Genomic DNA, 19,915 nt, shown 5'->3' on the forward strand with positions numbered 1-19,915 from the left:
TCCCCTTAAATCGCGCCGGCCAGGAACAGCCCGCCGTAGAGCGCCAGGCAGGCCCCGCCCAGCCAGATCCAGGCGCGCAGGCCGCTGGCGAAGAAATAGACGGTGCTCAGGACGCCCAGCCAGACCGGCGGCACCAGCCACATGGCAAGCTGCGAGCGTGTCGCCAACGGAATCCCGGCGGTGAGCGCGGCAAGCGCCGCGCTGGCCCCCATGGCAAGCGCGAAGCCCAGCAGCGCGCCGGCCAGGCTCTTGGATATCCAGTCGCGCCGGATGGGGGCAGGCTTACCGGGCTTCATGCGTATCGCTCCGGCGCAACCCCACAAGCGCGCCCAGGTAGGGAATCAGGCTGAAGAACAGCATCAGGGCCGTACAGAACACGAACACGGCCGCGACGGCCGAGAACGCGCGCAAGCAACCCCAGCCGCCCAGCGCCAGCAGGAGGACGCCCGCGGCGCGGGCGGACACGGCTGGCCAGGGCGCAGGCCGCCACCGCTGGTTCGGCGAGGCGCGATAGATGCAGAAACAGCCCAGGAACATGACGATCAGGCTGAGGGGAACCAAGGCTTGCATAGTCATCCTTGAATGAAACGCGAGCGTTCAAATGCCGCCCGCCCCCATGGCCCGGAGTGACCGTCCAGGACTGGGAACAGGCGGAACGCGCCGCCAGCGTTCAGAAGCTGATGCTGGCGGACGCGGTGACGCTACGTGCCGGGCCCAACGTCGCGATCGGGGTCGTGTCGCTGAAGATGCCGGCGTAGTAATACTTGTTGAACACGTTGTTGACGTTCAGGCGCAGCACCACGTCCCGGCCGTTGACCTGCGTGGCATAACGGGCGCCCAGGTCGAGCTGGCCCCAGCCCGGAATCTGCAGCTTGTTGGCCGAGTCGGCATACTGGCTGGACGTCGCCTGCACGCGCCCGCTCAAGGTCAGGCCGGGCACCCAGGGGGTATCCCATTCCAGCCCGGTATTGACCTGCCAGCGCGGCGCGCCGACCGCGGTATTGCCGTCATAGCGGCCAAACGAGGTCTTGGTCTGCGTGCCTTGGGAATACGTAACGCCGCCCAGCACGCGCACGCCGCGCATCAGCTCGCCGAATGTGTTCCATTCCACCCCCCGGACGCGCTTCTCGCCGCCGTCCGCATACGTCGGCCTGGCCGTCGAGCCCTCCGTGACCAGCATGGGCTTGTCGATCTGGAAGAGCGCCAGCGTATTGGTGAAGGTGCCGGCGTTCCACTTGATGCCCACCTCCTGCTGTTCGGTCTTGTAAGGCGCGAAGACCTGCCCATAGTTGCTGGCCGTGGTGTCCGTGACGCTGTCGCCCTTGCTCAAGCCCTGCACGTAGTTGGCGTACAGCGAGACATCCGGCCCCCAGGGCTTGACGACCACGGCCACCGCCGGCGTCACGGCATCCTTGTCGTAGCGGGAAGTCGTCTTGCCCGTCTTGTCGAAGTTGGTGGTCTTCACGCGCTGGTTGCGCAGGCCTCCGGTCAGAAGCAGCTTGTCGTCGAAGAAGGACATGGTGTCGACCAGCGCCAGGCTGGACAGCGTGTTTTCCGCCGTCTTGGGCGCACTGCCCGGCACCGCCGGCATGACAGGCGTGATCGGGTCGTAGATGTTGGACTTGAAGGTCGAGGCCGTGCCGGTGGCCGAGCCGTCCTCCAGCTCCAGTATGGAGGCCTGAAGCACCAGTTCGTGCCCCACGCTGCCCGTCCTGAAGCGCGAACGCAGGCCCGCCTCGGCCGAGGTGGCGTCGGTGTAGGCCCGCTGGCCGATGATGGATCCGGTGAAATTGCCGTTGGCGTCGATCTGCCGCGCGTGGGTGCCGTTGATCAGCCCGGATTGGTGGCTGTCGCGCCTGCCCACGCCCGCGAAGGCCGACACGCTGTCATTGAAACGGTATTCGGCTCGCGCGACCACGGCATTGCTCTGTATGTTGCCGTAGCCGGTGCTGAACTGATTGATGCGGGGATCGGGTGCCACGGGAACGACGGAGCCGCCGAACCAGAACATGGCCGGCGTGCCGCCCGTGAACGATTCCTGGCTGTGATAGGCGTCGATCGACGCGCTCAGCGCGCTCCCGCGATAGTCCAGGCCGGCGGACAGGAACTCGCGCTTTCTGGATTGACCGTCCAGCGTGGTGGCTCCGTCGCTGAAGGAGCCATTGACGCGCGCGCCCCATTCGTTGCTGGCGCCGTAGCGCCGCCCGGCGTCTATCGTCGTGCCCAGCTGTCCGTCGGACTGCCAGTTCACTCCGAACGTGGCGTTGGGCGTGTCGCCCGCGCGCTTGGGCACGAGGTTGATCGTGCCCCCCACCGCGCCGCTGGGGGCCATGCCGCTGAACAAGGCGTTCGGGCCTTTCAGCACCTCGACCCGCTCCACGAACTCCAGCGGGGTGCGGCCCATGGGCGCCAGCCCGTACATGCCGTTGATCGCCACATCGTTCTGGTTGACGTCAAAACCTCGAATGCGGAAGTTCTCATAGGCGTGCCCGCTCGACGTCGTGAACCGGACCGAAGGATCATTGGCCATGACGTCGGCAAGCGTGCGCGCCTGCTGGTTCTGGATAAGCTCGGCGGTATAGCTCGTGACGTTGAACGGCGTGTCCATCACGTCCTGGTTGCCCATCAGGCCCAAGCGCGCGCCCTGCGCCACCTGCCCCCCCGCATAGGGCGGCGGCAGTTCCTCCGCCACCGAGCCCGCGGTGACCGTGACGGGTTGCAGCGTCGGGGCCGGCGCCTCGGTTTGCGCCCAGGCGCTGCAAACAGGCAGGACGAAGGGAAGCGCAGCCATGGGACTGAGCCATCTGGAGCGCAAAACAAGCATTAACTGAACATTTTTAGCCAAGATCCACCACCCCCATTGCGTAAATGATAATGAGTATTAGATGGATTATATGTCCGTCACAAAAAAGCACAAATCGCACCAACTCGCGTTTAATTCAGCTATTTGTCAGTAATTCGCCGCCGCAGCGGGTGGCGATCAGGCTGGCGCCACGCGCCGCAACGCCGCCGTCGTGAAAAGCAATGTGGCGGCGGCCACCGCCACGCCGCTGGCAAAGCCGCCCGCATAGCCGATATGGGCCGCCAGCCCCGTCATCATGGACGAGGTCAGGATTTCGCCCAGGTCGCGCGCGCTCTGCACCGCCGTCATGTCCGTGCCCGATTGCCGCCCCTGCCGGGCGAAACGCATCGCCAGCGTCATCAACGCGACCGATGCCGCGCCCGCCCCGAACGAACCCAGTCCCTGCGCCGCGTAGGCCATGCGCGGGTGGACGGGCGTCCAGCCGTGGGCCTGCGCCATCCAGCCCAGCGCGGCGGCGCCGGACGCCGCGAGGCCCAGCGCCAGCACCGTGCGCGCACCCAGCTTTCCGATCAGCCAGGCGCCTCCGCCGCAACCCAGCAGCACGGTGACCACGCCGCCCGCCATGCCGATACGCCCGACGGCCTCCAGTTCCCAGCCCGCATCCACCAGATACAGCTTGGACAAGCCGTAGCCGGCCACCGCCGTCATCGCCGCCAGGAAGGCGGCCACGGCCAGCGCCCACGCGCCGCGGCGGCGGGCGAAACCCGCCAGCGACGCGCGCTGGCGCGGCGTCGCGGCCTCCCGGCAGTCCAGCGGTGTCTCGCGCCAGGTCGCGGCCATCAACAGGCTGAACGCCACGACCATCGCCAGCACGGCCAACGCGCCGCGCTGCCCGATATAGCCCGCCATGATCAATGCGCCGGGGCCGCCGAAGAAGAAGCCCACCATCGTGCCGCCTACTTGCACGGCATTGGCCCGCGCCAGCGCCTGGCCGTCGAAGCGTTCGGCCGTCAGGCCGTCGGTGGCGATGTCCTGCGTGGCGCTGGCCAACGACGCCACGGCCATCAGTCCGACTCCCCACGCGGCGCTGGCCGACGAAATGCCCAGCAGCGCCACGCCCGTCATGCAGGCCAGCACGATGGCCTGCATCGGCACGATCCAGCTGCGGCGCCGGCCCGCGGACGGCCGCCAGCGGTTGTCGACCTGCGGCGCCCACAGGAACTTCAGCACCCATGGCAGGCCGACCAGCGGCAGCCAGGCCAGCGTGCCCAGGCCGGCGCCGTCGCGGCGCAGCAGCGTGGGCAAGGCCTCCATCGCCACGCCCAGCGGTATGCCTTGCGAAAAATACAGGGCGGCGATCATGATGAACAAGCGCCCGTTTGCCAATCGATTCACGGTCTGGGTTTCCTATTGGGGGATGCCGCCACGCGGCGATGTTCGCTACCCTGCCCCGGCGTCACGAACAGGATCTTTCCTGGACAGGCCACATGCAGCCGATGCCACACGCCGCGCGGCACGACCGTACCGTGACGGTTCTCCAGCAGCACGTCGGTTTCCGCGCCGCCGTCTTCCATCAGCGTGAGCACCACGCGTCCTTCCAGCACGCACAGCATCTCTTCGCCCGCGGGATGGCGCTCCCATACGTCGCCATGCACGTCGGCATCGCTTGCCACGGCTTTGACGCCGACCAGCCAGCCGTCTTGCGGCGACAGGCGGCCTGGCTTGCCGACCTCGCGCATGCCGCCGCCGTGGGCCAGCGCCATGAAATGATCCAGCCATTCAAAGACGGCGGGAGGCAAAAGGGCTTCCTCGGTCTTCATTGTGAAACTCCCGGATGTTGAAAAGGACGGCGCGGCTTCGCGCGCCGGCCCGGAGCTGACGGTCAGTACTGCGCGCGCAAAGTCAGCATCGCGTTGCGCGGTTCGCCGTAGCGGTTGTTCCAGGACGTGCCGGACAGGCTCTGGTAATAGCGGCGGTCAAAGACGTTGTTCAGGTTCAGCGCCACCGTCACGTGCTTGTCCAGGCGGTACGCCGCGCGCAGGTCCACCAGCGTGACGCCGCCCTGGCGCAAGGTCACGGGGCCCGACACGGTCGAGTACCCCGACTGCATCTGCACGCCGCCGCCCACGCTCAGGCGCCGGTCCAGGGCGGGCAGCGCATAGTTCGTCCAGACGCGGAAGATGTGCTTGGGCGTAAAGCTCGCGAAGGGCTGCCCGTTGGAGACCGCGTCCTTCAGGTATTTGCTGGTGTTGAAGGTGTAGCCGCCGGCCACCGACCAGTTGGGCGTGATCTGCCCGTTGGCCTCGGCTTCGATGCCGCGGCTGCGCACTTCGCCGCCCGAGATGTAGTAGCAGTTGTTGCCCACGCAAGGCCAATCGGGGTCCTGCTGCGCGCGGTTCTTCTGCTGGATCTGGAACACCGCCAGCGATACGTTCAACGCCCCGTCGGCCAGTTCGCCCTTCACGCCTGCTTCATAGTTGGTGCCGGTGACGGGGTCCAGCGGCTTGCCTTCGCGGGTCAGCTGGCTTTGCGGCTGGAACACTTGCGCATAGCTGCCGTACAGCGACCATTGCGGGTTCAGATCCACGATCAGGCCGCCATACGGCGTGAACTCGGGATCGATCCGCTGGCGCGCGCCGGGCGAGGTCTGGTTCCACCAGCTCATGCGCCCGCCCAGCACCAGGGTGACCGGATCGGCCAGCGAAAAGCGGCCCATGCCGTAGACGCCCTGCTGCTTGAGGCGCGTCTCGCCCGGCGACGTGTAGGGGCCGACGCCCGGTTCCGGCACGCCTTGCGGATCCCAGTCGAACACGTTCACCGGCACGTTCAGCGCCGGTGTCAGCATGGCGGTGTATTGCTCGGACGTGGTGCGCTGCGCATTGCCGCCCAGCAGCAGTTCATGGCGGCGGCCGAACCATTGGACCGGACCGCTGACATACGCATCCACGCTGGTCTGCGTGTTGTCGAACTTGTAGGCGGCGCCCATCAGCCGGGAACCCAGCCCGGTCTGCCGGTCGATGGCGCCGTAAGCGCCGGCGTACTTCAAGTTGCTGTCCGCGTTCAGGTAGTTGGCGCTGATCCTGGCGGCCCATCCGTCGCCAAAACGGTGCTCCAGATCCGCGAATACGCGGGTCGTGTCCCAGTTGAAGCGGCCCCAGGCGACGTCCAGAAACGTGGACCGCGGCAAGCCGATATCACCGCCGTCCTTGTAGCGCGGCACACCCGCCATGTTGGGCGTGGAGCGGATGCGCTGGGTCTGCACACCGGCCGACAGCACGGTCCGCGGCCCCAGGTCCACTTCACCGATGGCGTAGAGCAAAGCGGATTGCTGGTCGGCCACGTCGTAGAAATAGCCGCGGTCTTCGACCGCGCTGACGACGCGCCCGCGCGCGCTGCCGCTATCGTTCAAGGGGCCGCCCAGGTCGGCCTCGGCCCGATAGCGGTCCCAGCTTCCGGCGCTGACCAGGCCATTGAACGAGAACTCGCGCTGCGGCCGCTTGCGCACCAGGTTCACGGTGGCGGCCGGGTTGCCGGCGCCATGCATCAGACCGTTGGCGCCCCGCAGGATCTCCACGCGCTCGTACACCGCCATGTCCTGCGGCGACGCAGCCATATTGCCCATCAGCACCGGCACCCCGTCCTGCTCGAACGAATCCACCTTGAAGCCACGCGCGTAATACGCCGTGGTCAACAGCTGATAAGGCTGCACCGTGATGCCGGTGGCGTGCTGCATGACCTCGTCCAGGCTTTGCAGGTTCTGCTCGCGCATCTGCTCCAGCCCGATCACCGTGACGGATTGCGGGATTTCGCGCACGGTCAGCGGCAGTTTGGCCATCATGGGTGTTTCATGCGCCACGCCCTCGCCGCTGACCGTCACCGCCGGCAACGAGGGCGCATCCTCAGCCAATGCGGGCCCCGCCGCCACGGCCAGCCACAGCGGCCAATGCCTGACGCGCGCCCTGCCCTGCTGCGGTCGGGCCGCCCCTTTTTTCACCTGTTTACGCACCGCCATTCCTCTGTATTAAATATTGAGAATTATTCTCAAATAATTCTAGAGAGGAGCCGGCTGGCCCGCTGGCGATTGCGGAACTTTCACTAGCGATTGCGGAAGTATCCCGCCCGGATGGAGGGAAAACCGGGGATCAGTTGCGGGTCGCCAGGCTGCTGGGCAGCACGCCGTAGCGGCGCTGGAAGGCTTTGGTGAAGTGCGAATCGGTGTAGCCGCAGGCGTAGGCCGCCTCGGATACGGTCAAGGCGCCAGCGGCCAGCCAGGCGTGCGCTTGCTCCATGCGGCGTTCGCGTACAAAGGCGTAAACGCTCTGGCCGAACAGCTTGCGAAACCCCGTGGTCAGCTTGTTGACATTGATGCCCGCAAGCCGCGCCAATTCGGGCAGCGAAGGCGGTTCCTGCAGATCCGCCAGAAGCAGGTCGCGCGCGTGGTGCAGCCGCTCGGCATCGCCTCGCGGCAGGACGCAAGCCGCGCCCCCCTCGCGCGCGGGCTGCAAGGCGTTGAACGCCAGCGCGGCCAGCTCCAGCGCCTTGCCCGAGAGGTACATGCGCTTGAGCGCGCCCTGCATCGAGCAGGCCAGCATCTGGTGCCCCAGCGCCAGCAACGCGTCGTTCACGCGCAGGTTGGCATCCGCATAGGGCTGCTGGCCGCGCGGCGCCTGCAGCAGCGAACCCAATTCGGCGGGTTCCATCGCGAAGGACCCGCGCAGATGATCCAGGCTGGTGCGCAGGGAAACGAACCGCAGCGCCCGGCCAGCGCCGAACTCATGCACCATATCCATCGGATCCTGGCACAGGCTCAGGTGCAGCGAAGGCCCGCTGACATGGGTGGCAGGCGCGCCGCGCACGCTGTAGCGCAGGTCGCCGTCCAGCACCAGGACCAGCTTCAGTCCGGGGTCCAGGTCTTCATGCACCCGCTCGGCCTGGCCGAAGCGCAGCGTGCCTCCGGCCAGGGACATCGCGGGCGCCGCGGTGGATACGGTCCAATCTAATTCGGGGCGAGTCGCGGATACGGTCACGGAAGCGGCCGCCGGTGGCGGACGTGCAGTTGATGAGATTGAATATTATTACCGTTTGCTCATGACGGAAAGGTTGCCGCCACAAGCTTGCGGCCAGAACCTGACCGGGCACGCTCAAAAACTGACGGCCAGGCCCACCGAGAATCCCGACACGTTCGTCCCGAAGACGTAGCGTCCCACGAGCCGCGTGCGCGTCACGATGACGTCGTAGGCGCTCGAATCCAATTCCAGGCCAAGCCCGACCGACGTCAGCCGATCAAAGCCGAGTATGCCCCGCTGATCTCCCAGGAATTCAGAATGCGTCAGTTCAAGCACGTAGCGCAGCGGCCTCTGCAGCATCGTCAAGCCGGTCGGCGCACGGTAACGGGCCCACAGGTTGGCGGACTGCGCGGTGGCGTTCCCCTGCACCGCGGCCGAGCTGTCGAAACTCTTGAGCCGTATATCCGAGTACCGCAACTCCACGTCCACCTCGTAGCCCGGCCGGTAGTGTTCGTAATCCAGCATCAGCGACCCGCCCAGGCCGTAGGCGTTCAGCGAGCCGCGATCCAGGAAGCTGATATCCCGTCCCGTCTGTTGCCCCACGTACCAGCTCGCCGCGCGCAGGTCGCTCGTGACGTTGCCCAGCGCGATGTTGAAAATGGGCCGCAGCTTCAGTTCGTCGGTCAGCTTGAAGTCCCAGCCGATCCCGCCGGTTGCGGACAGGCTGTTCCATTTGGTCGGAATGTTGCGGGTCTCCGCGCCCTGGGTGGCGACGAAGGTCGGGTCGTAGCGGCTGCCGGCCAGCACCCCTTCCAGGTATATGGGCACGGAATCGGAGATCGTGTCTCCGCCGCCAAGCTGCGTCATGAAGAATTCAGTCGACCCCGACGTGGAGCCCCCGCCCCCGCTTATGGATAAAGAACTGGTCGTGATGTCCGGCACGATGGACAAGGACATCAGCGCCAGAACGCCATTGGCGCGCTTCTGCAAGTCGTCTTGGCTCAGTCTGATCGTGGGCTGCGCCGCGGCCGGCGCTGCGGCGCACGCATGCGCCGCGATCAGCCACATAGACAGCCGTTTGGCGTACCGGCCCTGCCCTGCCAACGGGTACCTCATGCCGTTTCTCCCTCGGTGAGCCCCCACACACGCATCCTGGAAACCGTCTCGCGGTACGCGCTATTGACCCGCGGGCGGCCCCATCGCTTCACGCTGCGCCATGAGCAGCGCGTCGCTTTGGTCGATGCGTATAGCGCCGATCCGCGGAAACTCGAAATCGACGATGATGTAAATCGCCGCAGTCATGACGACCGCATAGACGATCCGGTGAAACAGGGAGTTCCCTTTGGCCTCGGCCAGGTTCAGGCCGATCAGGCAAGCGCATACCAGCGTCAGGAATCCCAGGAAAAGATAAGTCGCCAGCGGGGGATGGACCTTCTGCGCAACAGTCTGGGCAGTCGCCACGTCGAACATATCGTTGACAGCCGCCACGTACAAAGCGCCAAACGGCGGCGCAACTTGCCTGACGGCCTGCATGGACGACGACCAGATCTCCTGCTGGATGGCGCCTGCCTTCACCGAGATGGCCTCCCGCTGGTCCAGGTCCGCCACATGCCGGTAATAGCTGATCCGCTGATCCACATAACGCCGGAACTGGTCGCGCAATTGAGGCTGGCTATCGGGACTGAGCATGTCTATCCGCAGCCAGGCAGTCCCAATGGCGTTCACCTCTTCCACCAGCAGGCCCCGCCTGTCCGCCATCCGCTGCGCGGCGCCTGAAAACGTAAATGCGATCAGCAGGCCTAGCAGCGCGAACACGGACGCTTCGATGGCTGCGGAGCCCGCCTTGCCCTTGTCACCCGGGCTTCTGCGGCTACCCAGGTAGCACCCAACGCGAATCGCCGCCAGCAAAAGAAAGAAGAAGGCCACGGCCACGCCAGCGAGAACAAGTGAATAGTTCACTGCAGCCATCCTGAGATCGTCAATGTTTATCGGACACGCCGGCCCCGCGCCCCTGTCTCTTTCCAGGACAGGCCACGTTCGAATATCAGGCAATATGCCTCGGCGAGAAAGCACCCTGCGCATGTCTGCGTGACCATTCTTGCAGGTGCGCAACAATTGCTGCGGCGCTGCATCCCAAAGCGGCCAACGACTGCGCTACCCTGGGTTTTCGAATGTTCAGTGCCCCCCACCCCAGCGACCCCGTCGTCCAGCGCTGGCGATTCGCTGCCCTGCCCACCCGCTCTTCAACGCCCTCATAGGACGGGCACTCACCCGCTACTTGCGATCCCTTGCGTTTCTGACGTGCGCCCATCCCGGCGTCGGTTTATCTCATCATGGAGAGTAGTCGTTATGAAGCTCATTTCCAGTGTGAATACCTTGTCACCGCATCGCACTACACGGACCCGGTCCGCCCGAGTCAGGCCAGGCGAACACATGGGGGCCCGCGCCGCTGCAACCGGCCTGGCCCTCGCGCTGGGGCTGGCGGCCCCGGCATGGTCTGCGCAAGCGCCCAAGCCCGCGGAAGCCGCCACGAAGGCAGCCAATGCCGAGCTCTTGAAAGAACTTCCGTTCTCCGACAAGACCTCGTTCGAGCTGGCTCACAAGGGGTTCATTGCGCCGCTGCCGGGAGCGATGATCAAGGGCGCCGAGGGAAACCTGGTGTGGGACCCGGGCAAGTACGACTTCATCAAGGAAGGGTCGGATGCGCCAGACACCGTCAACCCCAGCCTGTGGCGCCAGTCGCAGCTTTTGAATATCTCGGGTCTGTTTCAGGTCACTGACGGCATCTACCAGGTGCGCAACCTGGACCTGTCCAATATGACCATCGTCGAAGGCAAGGATGGCCTGACGATCATGGACCCGCTGGTTTCCACCGAAACGGCCAAGGCGGCGCTGGATCTCTACTATCAACACCGCCCCAAGAAGCCCTTGGTCGCGGTGATCTATACCCACAGCCACGTGGACCACTACGGCGGCGTGCGGGGGGTGGTGGACGAAGCCGACGTGAAGGCCGGCAAGGTCAAGATCTATGCGCCGCTTGGCTTTCTGGAACACGCGGTGGCCGAGAACGTGATGGCCGGCACGGCCATGAGCCGCCGCGCCAGCTACATGTACGGCAACCTCTTGCCGCCCAGCCCCACCGGCCAGGTTGGCGCTGGCCTGGGCACCACCACGTCGGCGGGCACCGTAACCCTGATCCCGCCCACGGACATCATTGAAAAGACCGGCGAAACGCGCGTCATCGACGGGCTGACGTACGAATTCCTGTATGCGCCCGGCAGCGAAGCCCCCGCCGAGATGCTGTATTACATCAAGGAAAAAAAGGCGCTCAATACGGCGGAAGACTCCACCCACACCCTGCACAACACCTATTCGCTGCGCGGCGCCAAGATCCGCGACCCGCTGGCATGGTCCAAGTACCTGAACGAGGCCCTGGCGTTGTGGGGAGATGACGTCGAAGTCATGTATGCCATGCATCACTGGCCGGTCTGGGGCAAGAAGGACGTCCAGCAGCAGTTGAGCCTGCAGCGTGACATGTACCGGTACATCAACGACGAGACCTTGCGCCTTGCCAACATGGGCTACAACAAGGAAGAGATCGCGGAACAGGTCAAGCTGCCCAAGGCGATCGCCACCAAGTTCTCGAACCGGGGCTATTACGGCTCGGTCAACCATAACGTCCGAGCCACCTATGTGCTCTACCTGGGCTGGTTCAACGGCAACCCCGCCACGCTGCACACGCTGCCGATCGAGCAAGGCGCCAAGCGTTACGTGGACATGATGGGCGGCACGGAAGCCTTGCTGAAAAAGGCGCGCGAGTACTACGCCAAAGGGGACTACCGCTGGGTGGCCGAGGTGGTCAATTACGCGGTGTTCGCCGATCCGCAAAACCAGGATGCCCGCAGCCTGCAGGCCGACGCCCTGGAGCAGATGGGCTACCAGGCGGAAAGCGGCCCATGGCGCAACTTCTACCTGACGGGCGCCAAGGAGTTGCGTGAAGGCGTCAAGAAGCTGCCCGTGCCCGATACCGCCAGTCCGGACACGATCCGCGCCATGACGCTGGACATGCTGTTCGACTATTTCGCGGTTCGCCTGAACCGCGAGAAAGCCGAGGGCAAGCACGTCGTGCTGAACGTGGATTTCACCGACACCAAGCAGCAGTACACGCTTGAGATGGTGAACAGCGTGCTCAATCACACGGAAGGCAAGCCGGCCAAGGAACCCAGCGCCAGCGTCACGCTGACCCGGAACACGCTCAACGACATCATGCTCAAGCAGATCACCTTGAAAGACGCCCTGGCCAAGGGTGACGTCAAGATCACCGGCGATCAGTCCAAGCTGAATGACGTCTTTGGTTCGCTTGACGACTTTGAGTTCTGGTTCAACATCGTGACACCGTAGGCAGGGTTCGCGACCAAAGATGCCGGCGCCAGCGTGCGCCGGCATCCTCGCGAAAGATGCGTGTCAGCCGGATACGGCGGCTCAAGGCTTGTATCCGCGCCCCGCGGCCTGAGCGCGCAACCAGTCGGCCACGGCTTGGACTTGCGGCGAGGGCGGCCGGTCGGCGCTCATGGCCAGGTGATAGGTATGCCCGTCGATCGCTGGCCCGAACGGCTGCACGAGATGGCCGGCTTCCAGTTCGTCGGCGATCAACGCCAGGCTGACCAACGCAATGCCATGTCCCGCGACGGCCGCCTGTATTGCGTGTCCTTCGTCGGAAAAGCGCAGCTGACTCGCTTGCCGCGGCTGGGGCCGCTTCGCGACTGTGAACCAACGGTCCCAGGTGGGATTCTCCGGCTGAGGCCGCTTCCAATCGAAACGGATCAATGGCACGCGGGCCAGATCGTCTGGCGACCTGACGCCCAGGCGCGGATTGGCCACGGGCGCGAACCGGTCGGTGAACAGGGGCTGGACCGCCAGGCCGGGATACGGCCCTCGGCCATAGCGAATGGCGATGTCGACCGCCGTCGACCGCAGGTCGACGAGGTCGTCGGTCGCCTGCAGCTGCAAGTCGATGTCGGGATGCCGGCGCCGGAAATCCGCCATGCGCGGCACCAGCCACTTCACGGTGAAGGCATTCGTCGCCGAGATGCTCACTTGAATCCGCGTTCGCTGTTGGGTCAAGCGCGCCAGCGTCGCCTCGAACGTATCGAATCCGTCGCGCAGCACTGGATAGAGCTGCGCCCCCGCATCGGTCAGCGACACCTTGCGCACCTGGCGGTCGAACAGCGCAAGCCCCGTCCGCGCCTCCAGGGCGCGGATCTGGTGGCTGACGGCGGTGGGAGTGACAGCCAGCTCTTCGGCGGCGGCTTTGAAGCTGCCCAGGCGCGCGGCGGCTTCGAATACCCGAAGCGCAGAGAGCGGAAGGAATCGGCGTTGCATGGGAAGAATCTGCTCATAGATGAGATTTTCTCTTCTTATAGCTGACAAATGAACCTTTGTCACATGCGCTGCATATTCCTACATTGGCGGTACGGACAGGCCATTCAAGGCCTGATTCACCCACCGACCATGAATGAAGGAATTCGCACCATGCTGCAACGTGTCATCACCCAGCCCGACCACTACGAGCCCTTTCTGCTTTCGCAGGGCATCCAGTTCGGAAACTTGCTCTTCATCTCGGGCCAGGCGGGCGCCGGCGACGACGGCAAGATCGTCGCCGGCGGCTTTCCTGCCCAGGGCGAGCAGGCTTTCCTGAATTTGCGCCGTGCGCTGGAAGCGGGCGGCTCCAGCTTGAATGACGTGATCAAGGTCACCATCTTCGTCACTGACATGGGGCACTTCGAGGACGTGGTGGCGCTGCGCCGCCGCTTCTTTTCAGCCCCCTATCCGGCCGACACGATCGCGGAGATCAAGGCGCTCTACGACCCCGCCGCCATGATCGAGATCGAGGCGATCGCGGCCATACGCCAACAGGAGGGCCGCTGACATGAGCACGTTCGCTGATCGTCCGGCAGGCGCTGCGCAAACCGCGCACGCCGGCTTGTTCACGCCGCTGCGGGTGGGGAAGGAGCTGAGCCTGTCCAACCGTCTCGCCGTCGCGCCCATGACCCGGGTCAGCGCCACGGCGGACGGCCACGCCACGAAGCAGATGGCTGACTACTATGGCGCCTTCGCTGCTGGCGGCTTCGGTCTGGTGATCACCGAAGGCATCTATACGGACAAGGCCCATTCGCAAGGCTATCTCTTCCAGCCGGGCCTGGCCGACGATGCCCAGCGCGATGCGTGGCGCACCGTGGTGGACCGCGTACATGCGCAGGGTGGGCGCATCATCGCGCAACTCATGCATGCGGGCGCGCTGTCGCAGGGGAATCCCCATCGCATCACGACGAAGGGTCCCTCGGCCGTGTTGCCGGCGGGACAGCAGATGGCTTTCTATCGCGGTGCGGGGCCCTACCGGATGCCCGAGGCGATGTCGGCCGATGATATCGCCGAGGCGGTCCAATCCTTCGCGCAAGCGGCGCGCAGGGCGCAGGCGGCCGGATTCGACGGCGTCGAGATACATGGCGCCAACGGGTATCTGCTGGACCAGTTTCTGACGGCCCACACCAATCTGCGCGAGGACCGCTACGGCGGCAGCCTGGACAACCGTCTGCGCCTGACGGTGGATGTCATCCAGGCTGTCCGCCTGGCAACGACAGAGCGCTTTGTCGTGGGGGTGCGCTGCTCGCAAGGCAAGGTCAACGACTTCACGCACAAGTGGGGCGGCGGCGAGGCCGATGCCGCACGGATCTTCGACACGCTCGGCGGGCTGCCCATTGATTACCTGCACACCACCGAGTTTGAAGCCTGGCGCCCGGCTTTCGGCGAGCACGGCCCCAGTCTCGCGGCGCTGGCGCGCAGGCACGTTTCGGTGCCGGTGCTGGCCAACGGTTCGCTGCATGATGCGGTGCAGGCCGAAGGGATGATGGGAAGGCAGGAGGCGGACTTCGTTTCGCTGGGCCGTGGCGCGCTCACGCATGCCGACTGGCCCGCGCGATTGCGCGCAGGTGAGCCGCAAGAGACATTCGATCGCGGGTTGCTGACGCCGATCGCTGACCTCGCCAATGCGATTCGTCATCGCTCGGAGCTACACGCCGCGGTTGGAAGCGCGCTGCCAGTCCCCTAAACTACCCGCATCTTCCCCTGCCCCGGAAACGATGCCCCCGCGCGAAGCCCGAAACACGCAGCCGCCCGCCTCGCCCCCGAAGCTGGCCGCCGCCGGCGCCCTGCAGGACGCAGCCTTGCTGCGCCGCCTGCTGCGCGCCAAGGACCGTATGGACGCCGCTTCGCACGAGGCCTGGCCCGTCAGGCGCCTTGCCGAGGTCAGCGGTATCTCCGAGGCCTATTTCGCGCGCTCCTTCAAACGGGCCTTCGGCCTTCCGCCGCATCGCTACCTGCTGACACGGCGCATCGAGCGGGCCGTCAGCCTGTTGCGCGATACCGAACTGAGCATCACGGATATTGCCTACTCGACCGGCTGGGAAAGCCTGGGCACCTTCGGCCGCATCTTCCGTGACATCACCGGCCACAGCCCCGGCGCCATGCGCAGCGAGGCCCGTACCGATATGCCGCAGGGCGGCATCCCCGCCTGTGTACTGAAGGCCGTGCAGCGCCCCGATCTAGGCACCGCAGTTTTGGAGAAGCGCCGGCGCCTGGCCAAAGATACAGTGCGGACATCGACCAAGGAGGAGTCATGAACGAAGGTATCAATGTCGCAGGCTTGTACGTCGAGGACCAGGACGAGGCGCTCTCGTTCTATGTTGAGAAGCTTGGATTTCGCGTACACACGGACGTACGCAATGGGCCCTACCGCTGGCTCACCGTCCAGCATCCGGATCAGCCCTCGTTTCAGCTCGGCCTTTTCAGGCCCGGCCCGCCCATCCACGACGAGGCCACGGCGCAAACCCTGCGCGCCATGGTGGCCAAAGGCGCCATGCCTCCGCTGGTGCTCTCGGTGGCCGACTGCCGCGCCAGCTACGCCCGAATGAAAGCCCTGGGCGTGGAGTTCACCCAAGAGCCCGTGGATCGCTATGGCAGCGTCGATGCCGGGTTCCGCGACCCGGCCGGCAACGGCTGGAAGATGATCCAGGCGCCGCAAGGCACGGCCTGAGCACCGCCGCCCGGCCGCCTCTCAGGCCGGTTGCGGCACGGCCGAGGCATCCAGCAGATGGTCGACGATGGCCAGTATCTGGTCCGCCGCCTGGGCGATATGCCGCTCCAGCGCGGCCTCCGCCTTTTCGGGCTGGCCCTGGCGGGCTAGCGCGATCAGTTCCATGTGTTCATCGTGGGCCTGCTGGCGGATCGGCGCATTGACGATCTGGAAACGGAAATAGCGCTCTGATTTTTCGTGCAGCGCGCGGATCATGCCCAGCGCCGCCGGCCGTTGCGCGGAACGGTACAGGAGTTCATGCAGCTGGCAATTGAGCCGGCCCCACTGCTCGGGCGCGGCGGCATCCATCTGCGCCACGACCTGCTCGGCGCGGTCCAGGTCGCCGTCATCCTTCTGGTGCACGGCGACTCGGAACAGCCAGGGTTCCAGCCGCATGCGGATGTCGAAAAACTCCTGCACTTCGGTCCGCGACAGCATCGACACATAGGCTCCCCGGTGCGGGATCATGTCGATCAGCCCTTCGGCGCTGAGCTGGCGGATCGCTTCGCGCACCGGCAGGCGGCTGACACCCAGCTCCTCGGCAAACAATTCCTGGCGCAGCGCCGAACCGGGCGGTATCGCGCCGGACAGGATGCGGTCGCGCAGTTCATCCACCACCAGGTCCACGGCGGTCTTGCGGACCAGGCGGCCGGCGGACCGGCCGCTGGCGGGCGCGGCGGCGGGATGAGACGGGGAAGCGGAAAGCGGTGAATTCTGGGACACGTGAAACCTGCCTGGTTGGACCGCCCGGCGGACGCCGGGTGATGGAGGAATGCGGGTGCCACGCCAGCCATGCCCAGGAAAACCCCGAGAGACAGCCGGTGCCTGCAGCCCTTTTAATGTGAGTATATTGGATCCATGATCCAGTTGGTATCGCCGCTGGCAGCGTGGCGATTCGAGGCCTGCGCCTCATTTTTTTAGTTCCCTTTACTTTGGATCCAATATCCAATAACCAATTTCCGCCTGATCTGTCGGGTGGAACTCGCATCAGGAGCGGCAGCATGAGCATTCAATGGCAAGGCGTTTTCCCCGCCGTCACCACCAAACTGAAATCGGATTTCTCGCTGGATCTGGACGCCATCCGCAAGGGTCTGGAACGCCTGATCGACAATGGCGTGGGCGGCGTCGTGATGATGGGGATGGTGGGCGAGAACGCTCAGTTGTCGCCCGAAGAAAAACTGAGCGTGCTGCGCACGGCCGTTGAAACCGTGAACGGGCGCGTGCCCGTGATTTCGGGCGTGGCGGAAACCGGCACCGCCCGCGCCGCCGCGTTCGCCCAGGAAGCGGCGAAGATCGGCGTGAACGGGCTGATGGTGTTCCCGGGCCTGACCTACAAGTCCGACAACCGCGAGACGGTGGCCTTCTACCGTTCGGTGGCGCAGGCCAGCCCCCTGCCCATCCTGCTGTACAACAACCCCCGCGGCTACGGCGTCGATCTGACGCCGGACCTGGTGGCCGAACTGCTGGAAGAGCCGACCATCGCCGCCATCAAGGAGGAGTCCTACGACACGACCCGCGTCACCGATCTGATCACGCGCTTTGGCGACCGCCTTGCCGTGGTGTGCGGGGTGGACGACCTGATACTGGAAAGCGCGGCGCTGGGCGTGACAGCCTGGGTATCCGGCATGGCCAACGCCGTGCCCAAGGCCTCGGTGGACCTGCTCCGGATGGCGTCCGAAGGCGATTTCGTCCGCGCGCGCAAGCTGTACGCCGCCCTGACGCCGCTGTTCCACCTGGATACGGTGGTCAAGCTGGTGCAGCACATCAAGCTGGCCGAACACCTGATCACCGGCAGCGCCGAAACCGTGAAGCCGCCGCGCCTGGACCTGGCCGGCGCGGAACGCGAACGCACCATCGCCATCACCAAACAGACGCTCGCGGACCTGTCCGCCCTGGGCTATTGATTACGGAGCCGCCACCATGCGACCCATCCGCCTGTCCGCGCTGATCTTCAGCGCCCTGTCCGCCCTGCCCGCCGCGCACGCCGCGGACTATCCCGCGCGCTCCATGGAACTGGTGGTCGCCTACCAGCCCGGCGGCGGCAGCGACAACACCGCCCGCGCCATCGCCGAAGCCGCGCGCCCCCCGCTGCTGGCGCAGCCCACGGTGGTGATCAACAAGCCCGGCGCCAGCGGCTCCATCGGCTGGGCTTACGTAGCGAATGCGCAGCCCGACGGCTACAGGCTGGTCCTGATGACCCCGGAAATGCTGGTGGTGCCGCTGATGGGCATCGGCAAGACCACGGTCGCCGACTTCCAGCCTATCGCCCGCTTCACCGACGACCCCTCGTCGGTCACGGTGCGCGCCGACGCGCCCTGGAAGACGGTGGAAGAATTCCTGGACGACGCCAGGAAGAATCCGGAGCGGATCGCCGTGTCCAACGCCGGCATCGGCACCGTGCCGCACATGGCGGCCGCGGCGCTGGGCGAGCAGACCGGCGTGAAGTTCGTGCACGTGCCCTACCAGGGCTCGGCCCCGGCCATCATGGGCCTGCTGGCAGGCGACGTGCAGGCCACGACGGTGGCCTACGCCGAATTGCAGCAGCATGTCGACACCGGGAAGCTGCGTACGCTTGCCGTGATGGCGCCGCAGCGGCTGGAGAACCTGCCGGCCGTGCCCACGATGAAGGAGCGCGGCGCCGACCTGCAATTCAGCGTGTGGCGCGGCATCGGCCTGCCCAAGGCCGCGCCCGCCGACGCCGTGGAGAAATGGCGGGCCGCCGCCCGCCACGTGGCGCAGTCCAAGGACTTCCAGACCCTCATGCGCAAGCAGAACCTCACGCCCTCCTATGCCGACCAGCCGCAATTCGCCGCCGACGTGGCGCGCCAGGAGCAGGCCTTCCAGACGCTGGTGCCCAAGCTCAACCTGAAGCCCTGATTCCGTAGCCATAAGGCTGACGCCTTGAACAACGGCGGGCGTGGCGGCCGGGACCGTCACGCCCGCCGTCCCGCAAGGCCGCTATTCGACGGTCGCGCCCGACTTCTTCACGACTTCCGCCCAACGCGGAATCTCGGTGGCCATCAGATCGCGCAGCTGCTCGGGCGTACTGCCCACGAGTTCCATGCCCATGGTCTTGCCCAGTTTTTCCTGCACGTCCGGCTCTTTCACGATCAGGGCGATCTCCGCCGCCAGTTTGTCGAGGATGGGCTTGGGCGTGCCCTTGGGCGCATAGACCGCCTGCCAGGACGCCATCTGGAAGCCCGCCACGCCCGCTTCCTGCATGGTGGGGACTTCGGGCGCCAGCGCGATGCGGTCCTTGGTGGTCACGGCCAGCAGCTTGAGCTTGCCGGTCTGCAGGAGCGGCAAGGCGGCGGTCATCTGGTCGAACATGAACGTTACCGAACCGGCGGACACGTCCACCATGGCGGGCGGCGTGCCCTTGTAGGGAACGTGCGTCAGCGGCACGCCTATCATGCTGGAAAACAGTTCGCCGGCCAGGTGCGTGGACGTGCCCGCGCCCGAGGATGCAAAGGTGCGCTTGGCCGGGTCGCGCTTGAGCAGCGCGATCAGGTCAGCCACCGAATTCACACCCAGGTTGGGGTCCACCAGCAGCACGTTGGGCAGGTACGCGATCAGCGACACCGGCTCGAAATCCTTGACCGGGTCGTACTTCAGGTTCTTGTACAGGCTGGCGTTGATGGCGTGCGTGCTGATGGTGCCGCCGAACAGGGTATAGCCGTCGGGCGCCGCCTTGGCCACATAGGTGGCGCCGATGCCGCCGGCGGCGCCGGGCTTGTTTTCCACGATGACGTTCTGGTGCAGGCGGTCGGCCAGCTTCTGGGCCAGCACCCGGCCCACCACGTCGGTCGAGCCGCCGACGGTGAACGGCACCACATAGGAAATCGGCTTCTGCGCGGGCCAGTCCGCGGCGCTGGCGGGCAAGGCCAGCGTGCCGAGGACGGCGCCGGCCAGCAGCGCGGCAAGCGCGCCGCGTCGTTGCGTATTCATGGTTGTCTCCTGCCTGTCGTTATAGGT

The 19,915-nt window shown here is 65.7% G+C and carries 19 protein-coding genes; 7 read left to right on the plus strand and 12 right to left on the minus strand.

From position 1 onward, the window contains the following. Positions 1-5 precede the first annotated feature (5 nt). The 9 genes from HLG70_RS08910 to HLG70_RS08950 form a co-directional block, all read right to left on the minus strand. Positions 6-296, minus strand: coding sequence for a hypothetical protein (locus HLG70_RS08910; protein ID WP_171662125.1), 291 nt, complete (start codon positions 294-296; stop codon positions 6-8). Further along, a complete protein-coding gene (locus HLG70_RS08915; protein WP_171662124.1) occupies positions 283-570 on the minus strand; it encodes a hypothetical protein in 288 nt (95 codons plus the stop codon). The genes HLG70_RS08910 and HLG70_RS08915 overlap by 14 nt, the downstream gene beginning before the upstream one ends. A 100-nt stretch (positions 571-670) precedes the next feature. Beyond that, on the minus strand, positions 671-2,791 hold the full coding sequence (locus tag HLG70_RS08920; protein WP_234103022.1) for a TonB-dependent receptor: 2,121 nt from the start codon (positions 2,789-2,791) through the stop codon (positions 671-673). Between the two features lie 189 nt (positions 2,792-2,980). After that, positions 2,981-4,165 (minus strand): RhtX/FptX family siderophore transporter, encoded by a 1,185-nt coding sequence (locus HLG70_RS08925; RefSeq protein ID WP_171662617.1) that lies wholly within the window; start codon positions 4,163-4,165, stop codon positions 2,981-2,983. Between the two features lie 29 nt (positions 4,166-4,194). Next, positions 4,195-4,623 carry a cupin domain-containing protein gene (locus tag HLG70_RS08930; RefSeq protein ID WP_171662122.1) on the minus strand — a complete coding sequence of 143 codons (429 nt, stop codon included), beginning with the start codon at positions 4,621-4,623 and terminating at the stop codon, positions 4,195-4,197. 62 nt (positions 4,624-4,685) lie between these two features. Continuing rightward, the gene (locus HLG70_RS08935) at positions 4,686-6,815 is read right to left on the minus strand and encodes a TonB-dependent siderophore receptor (protein WP_171662121.1); all 2,130 of its coding nucleotides are present in this window, start codon (positions 6,813-6,815) and stop codon (positions 4,686-4,688) included. Between the two features lie 130 nt (positions 6,816-6,945). Next, a complete protein-coding gene (locus HLG70_RS08940; protein WP_171662120.1) occupies positions 6,946-7,770 on the minus strand; it encodes a helix-turn-helix transcriptional regulator in 825 nt (274 codons plus the stop codon). A gap of 174 nt (positions 7,771-7,944) precedes the next feature. Further along, a complete protein-coding gene (locus HLG70_RS08945) occupies positions 7,945-8,877 on the minus strand; it encodes a hypothetical protein (protein ID WP_171662616.1) in 933 nt (310 codons plus the stop codon). Positions 8,878-8,985: 108 nt separating this feature from the next. Continuing rightward, on the minus strand, positions 8,986-9,768 hold the full coding sequence (locus HLG70_RS08950) for a hypothetical protein (RefSeq protein WP_171662615.1): 783 nt from the start codon (positions 9,766-9,768) through the stop codon (positions 8,986-8,988). A 474-nt stretch (positions 9,769-10,242) separates the two neighbouring features. On the opposite strand from HLG70_RS08950, the gene HLG70_RS08955 reads away from it, so the two are divergent. Next, positions 10,243-12,210 (plus strand): alkyl/aryl-sulfatase, encoded by a 1,968-nt coding sequence (locus HLG70_RS08955; protein WP_171662119.1) that lies wholly within the window; start codon positions 10,243-10,245, stop codon positions 12,208-12,210. A gap of 81 nt (positions 12,211-12,291) precedes the next feature. Here the strand turns inward: HLG70_RS08955 and HLG70_RS08960 are convergent, their stop codons facing one another. Next, on the minus strand, positions 12,292-13,191 hold the full coding sequence (locus tag HLG70_RS08960) for a LysR substrate-binding domain-containing protein (RefSeq protein WP_171662118.1): 900 nt from the start codon (positions 13,189-13,191) through the stop codon (positions 12,292-12,294). Positions 13,192-13,341: 150 nt separating this feature from the next. On the opposite strand from HLG70_RS08960, the gene HLG70_RS08965 reads away from it, so the two are divergent. Genes HLG70_RS08965 through HLG70_RS08980 form a run of 4 tightly spaced genes read left to right on the plus strand, consistent with a single transcriptional unit; the run spans position 13,342 to position 15,901 of the window. Next, a complete protein-coding gene (locus HLG70_RS08965) occupies positions 13,342-13,737 on the plus strand; it encodes a RidA family protein (RefSeq protein WP_171662117.1) in 396 nt (131 codons plus the stop codon). Between the two features lies 1 nt (position 13,738). Then, positions 13,739-14,917 (plus strand): NADH:flavin oxidoreductase, encoded by a 1,179-nt coding sequence (locus HLG70_RS08970; protein WP_171662116.1) that lies wholly within the window; start codon positions 13,739-13,741, stop codon positions 14,915-14,917. Between the two features lie 31 nt (positions 14,918-14,948). Beyond that, the gene (locus HLG70_RS08975) at positions 14,949-15,488 is read left to right on the plus strand and encodes a helix-turn-helix transcriptional regulator (RefSeq protein WP_171662115.1); all 540 of its coding nucleotides are present in this window, start codon (positions 14,949-14,951) and stop codon (positions 15,486-15,488) included. Then, the gene (locus HLG70_RS08980) at positions 15,485-15,901 is read left to right on the plus strand and encodes a VOC family protein (RefSeq protein WP_171662114.1); all 417 of its coding nucleotides are present in this window, start codon (positions 15,485-15,487) and stop codon (positions 15,899-15,901) included. The genes HLG70_RS08975 and HLG70_RS08980 overlap by 4 nt, the downstream gene beginning before the upstream one ends. A 21-nt stretch (positions 15,902-15,922) precedes the next feature. Here HLG70_RS08980 and HLG70_RS08985 read toward each other — a convergent pair whose 3' ends face one another. Further along, positions 15,923-16,663 (minus strand): GntR family transcriptional regulator, encoded by a 741-nt coding sequence (locus HLG70_RS08985; protein ID WP_234103026.1) that lies wholly within the window; start codon positions 16,661-16,663, stop codon positions 15,923-15,925. A gap of 278 nt (positions 16,664-16,941) precedes the next feature. Here HLG70_RS08985 and HLG70_RS08990 point away from each other — a divergent pair, with 278 nt between their 5' ends. Together HLG70_RS08990 and HLG70_RS08995 are read left to right on the plus strand one after the other, a co-directional pair. Then, complete coding sequence (locus tag HLG70_RS08990; protein ID WP_171662113.1) at positions 16,942-17,844, plus strand: dihydrodipicolinate synthase family protein; 903 nt, start codon at positions 16,942-16,944, stop codon at positions 17,842-17,844. 16 nt (positions 17,845-17,860) lie between these two features. Further along, a complete protein-coding gene (locus HLG70_RS08995; protein WP_171662112.1) occupies positions 17,861-18,817 on the plus strand; it encodes a Bug family tripartite tricarboxylate transporter substrate binding protein in 957 nt (318 codons plus the stop codon). A gap of 81 nt (positions 18,818-18,898) precedes the next feature. Here HLG70_RS08995 and HLG70_RS09000 read toward each other — a convergent pair whose 3' ends face one another. After that, positions 18,899-19,888 (minus strand): Bug family tripartite tricarboxylate transporter substrate binding protein, encoded by a 990-nt coding sequence (locus HLG70_RS09000; RefSeq protein WP_171662111.1) that lies wholly within the window; start codon positions 19,886-19,888, stop codon positions 18,899-18,901. Between the last annotated feature and the right edge of the window lie 27 nt (positions 19,889-19,915).

It is taken from the genome of Achromobacter deleyi (assembly GCF_013116765.2).
GTDB lineage: Bacteria > Pseudomonadota > Gammaproteobacteria > Burkholderiales > Burkholderiaceae_B > Achromobacter > Achromobacter deleyi_A.

Bases quoted from the DNA above. Each gene is read 5' to 3' on its own strand.
- HLG70_RS08960 (WP_171662118.1), bottom strand. From the start codon at position 13,191: ATGCAACGCCGATTCCTTCCGCTCTCTGCGCTTCGGGTATTCGAAGCC.
- HLG70_RS08935 (WP_171662121.1), bottom strand. From the start codon at position 6,815: ATGGCGGTGCGTAAACAGGTGAAAAAAGGGGCGGCCCGACCGCAGCAG.
- HLG70_RS08910 (WP_171662125.1), bottom strand. From the start codon at position 296: ATGAAGCCCGGTAAGCCTGCCCCCATCCGGCGCGACTGGATATCCAAG.
- HLG70_RS08980 (WP_171662114.1), top strand. From the start codon at position 15,485: ATGAACGAAGGTATCAATGTCGCAGGCTTGTACGTCGAGGACCAGGAC.
- HLG70_RS08940 (WP_171662120.1), bottom strand. From the start codon at position 7,770: ATGTCCCTGGCCGGAGGCACGCTGCGCTTCGGCCAGGCCGAGCGGGTG.
- HLG70_RS08920 (WP_234103022.1), bottom strand. From the start codon at position 2,791: ATGGCTGCGCTTCCCTTCGTCCTGCCTGTTTGCAGCGCCTGGGCGCAA.
- HLG70_RS08995 (WP_171662112.1), top strand. From the start codon at position 17,861: ATGCGACCCATCCGCCTGTCCGCGCTGATCTTCAGCGCCCTGTCCGCC.
- HLG70_RS08955 (WP_171662119.1), top strand. From the start codon at position 10,243: ATGGGGGCCCGCGCCGCTGCAACCGGCCTGGCCCTCGCGCTGGGGCTG.
- HLG70_RS08965 (WP_171662117.1), top strand. From the start codon at position 13,342: ATGCTGCAACGTGTCATCACCCAGCCCGACCACTACGAGCCCTTTCTG.
- HLG70_RS08975 (WP_171662115.1), top strand. From the start codon at position 14,949: ATGCCCCCGCGCGAAGCCCGAAACACGCAGCCGCCCGCCTCGCCCCCG.
- HLG70_RS08930 (WP_171662122.1), bottom strand. From the start codon at position 4,623: ATGAAGACCGAGGAAGCCCTTTTGCCTCCCGCCGTCTTTGAATGGCTG.
- HLG70_RS08990 (WP_171662113.1), top strand. From the start codon at position 16,942: ATGAGCATTCAATGGCAAGGCGTTTTCCCCGCCGTCACCACCAAACTG.
- HLG70_RS08970 (WP_171662116.1), top strand. From the start codon at position 13,739: ATGAGCACGTTCGCTGATCGTCCGGCAGGCGCTGCGCAAACCGCGCAC.
- HLG70_RS08915 (WP_171662124.1), bottom strand. From the start codon at position 570: ATGCAAGCCTTGGTTCCCCTCAGCCTGATCGTCATGTTCCTGGGCTGT.
- HLG70_RS09000 (WP_171662111.1), bottom strand. From the start codon at position 19,888: ATGAATACGCAACGACGCGGCGCGCTTGCCGCGCTGCTGGCCGGCGCC.
- HLG70_RS08925 (WP_171662617.1), bottom strand. From the start codon at position 4,165: ATGATCGCCGCCCTGTATTTTTCGCAAGGCATACCGCTGGGCGTGGCG.
- HLG70_RS08945 (WP_171662616.1), bottom strand. From the start codon at position 8,877: ATGTGGCTGATCGCGGCGCATGCGTGCGCCGCAGCGCCGGCCGCGGCG.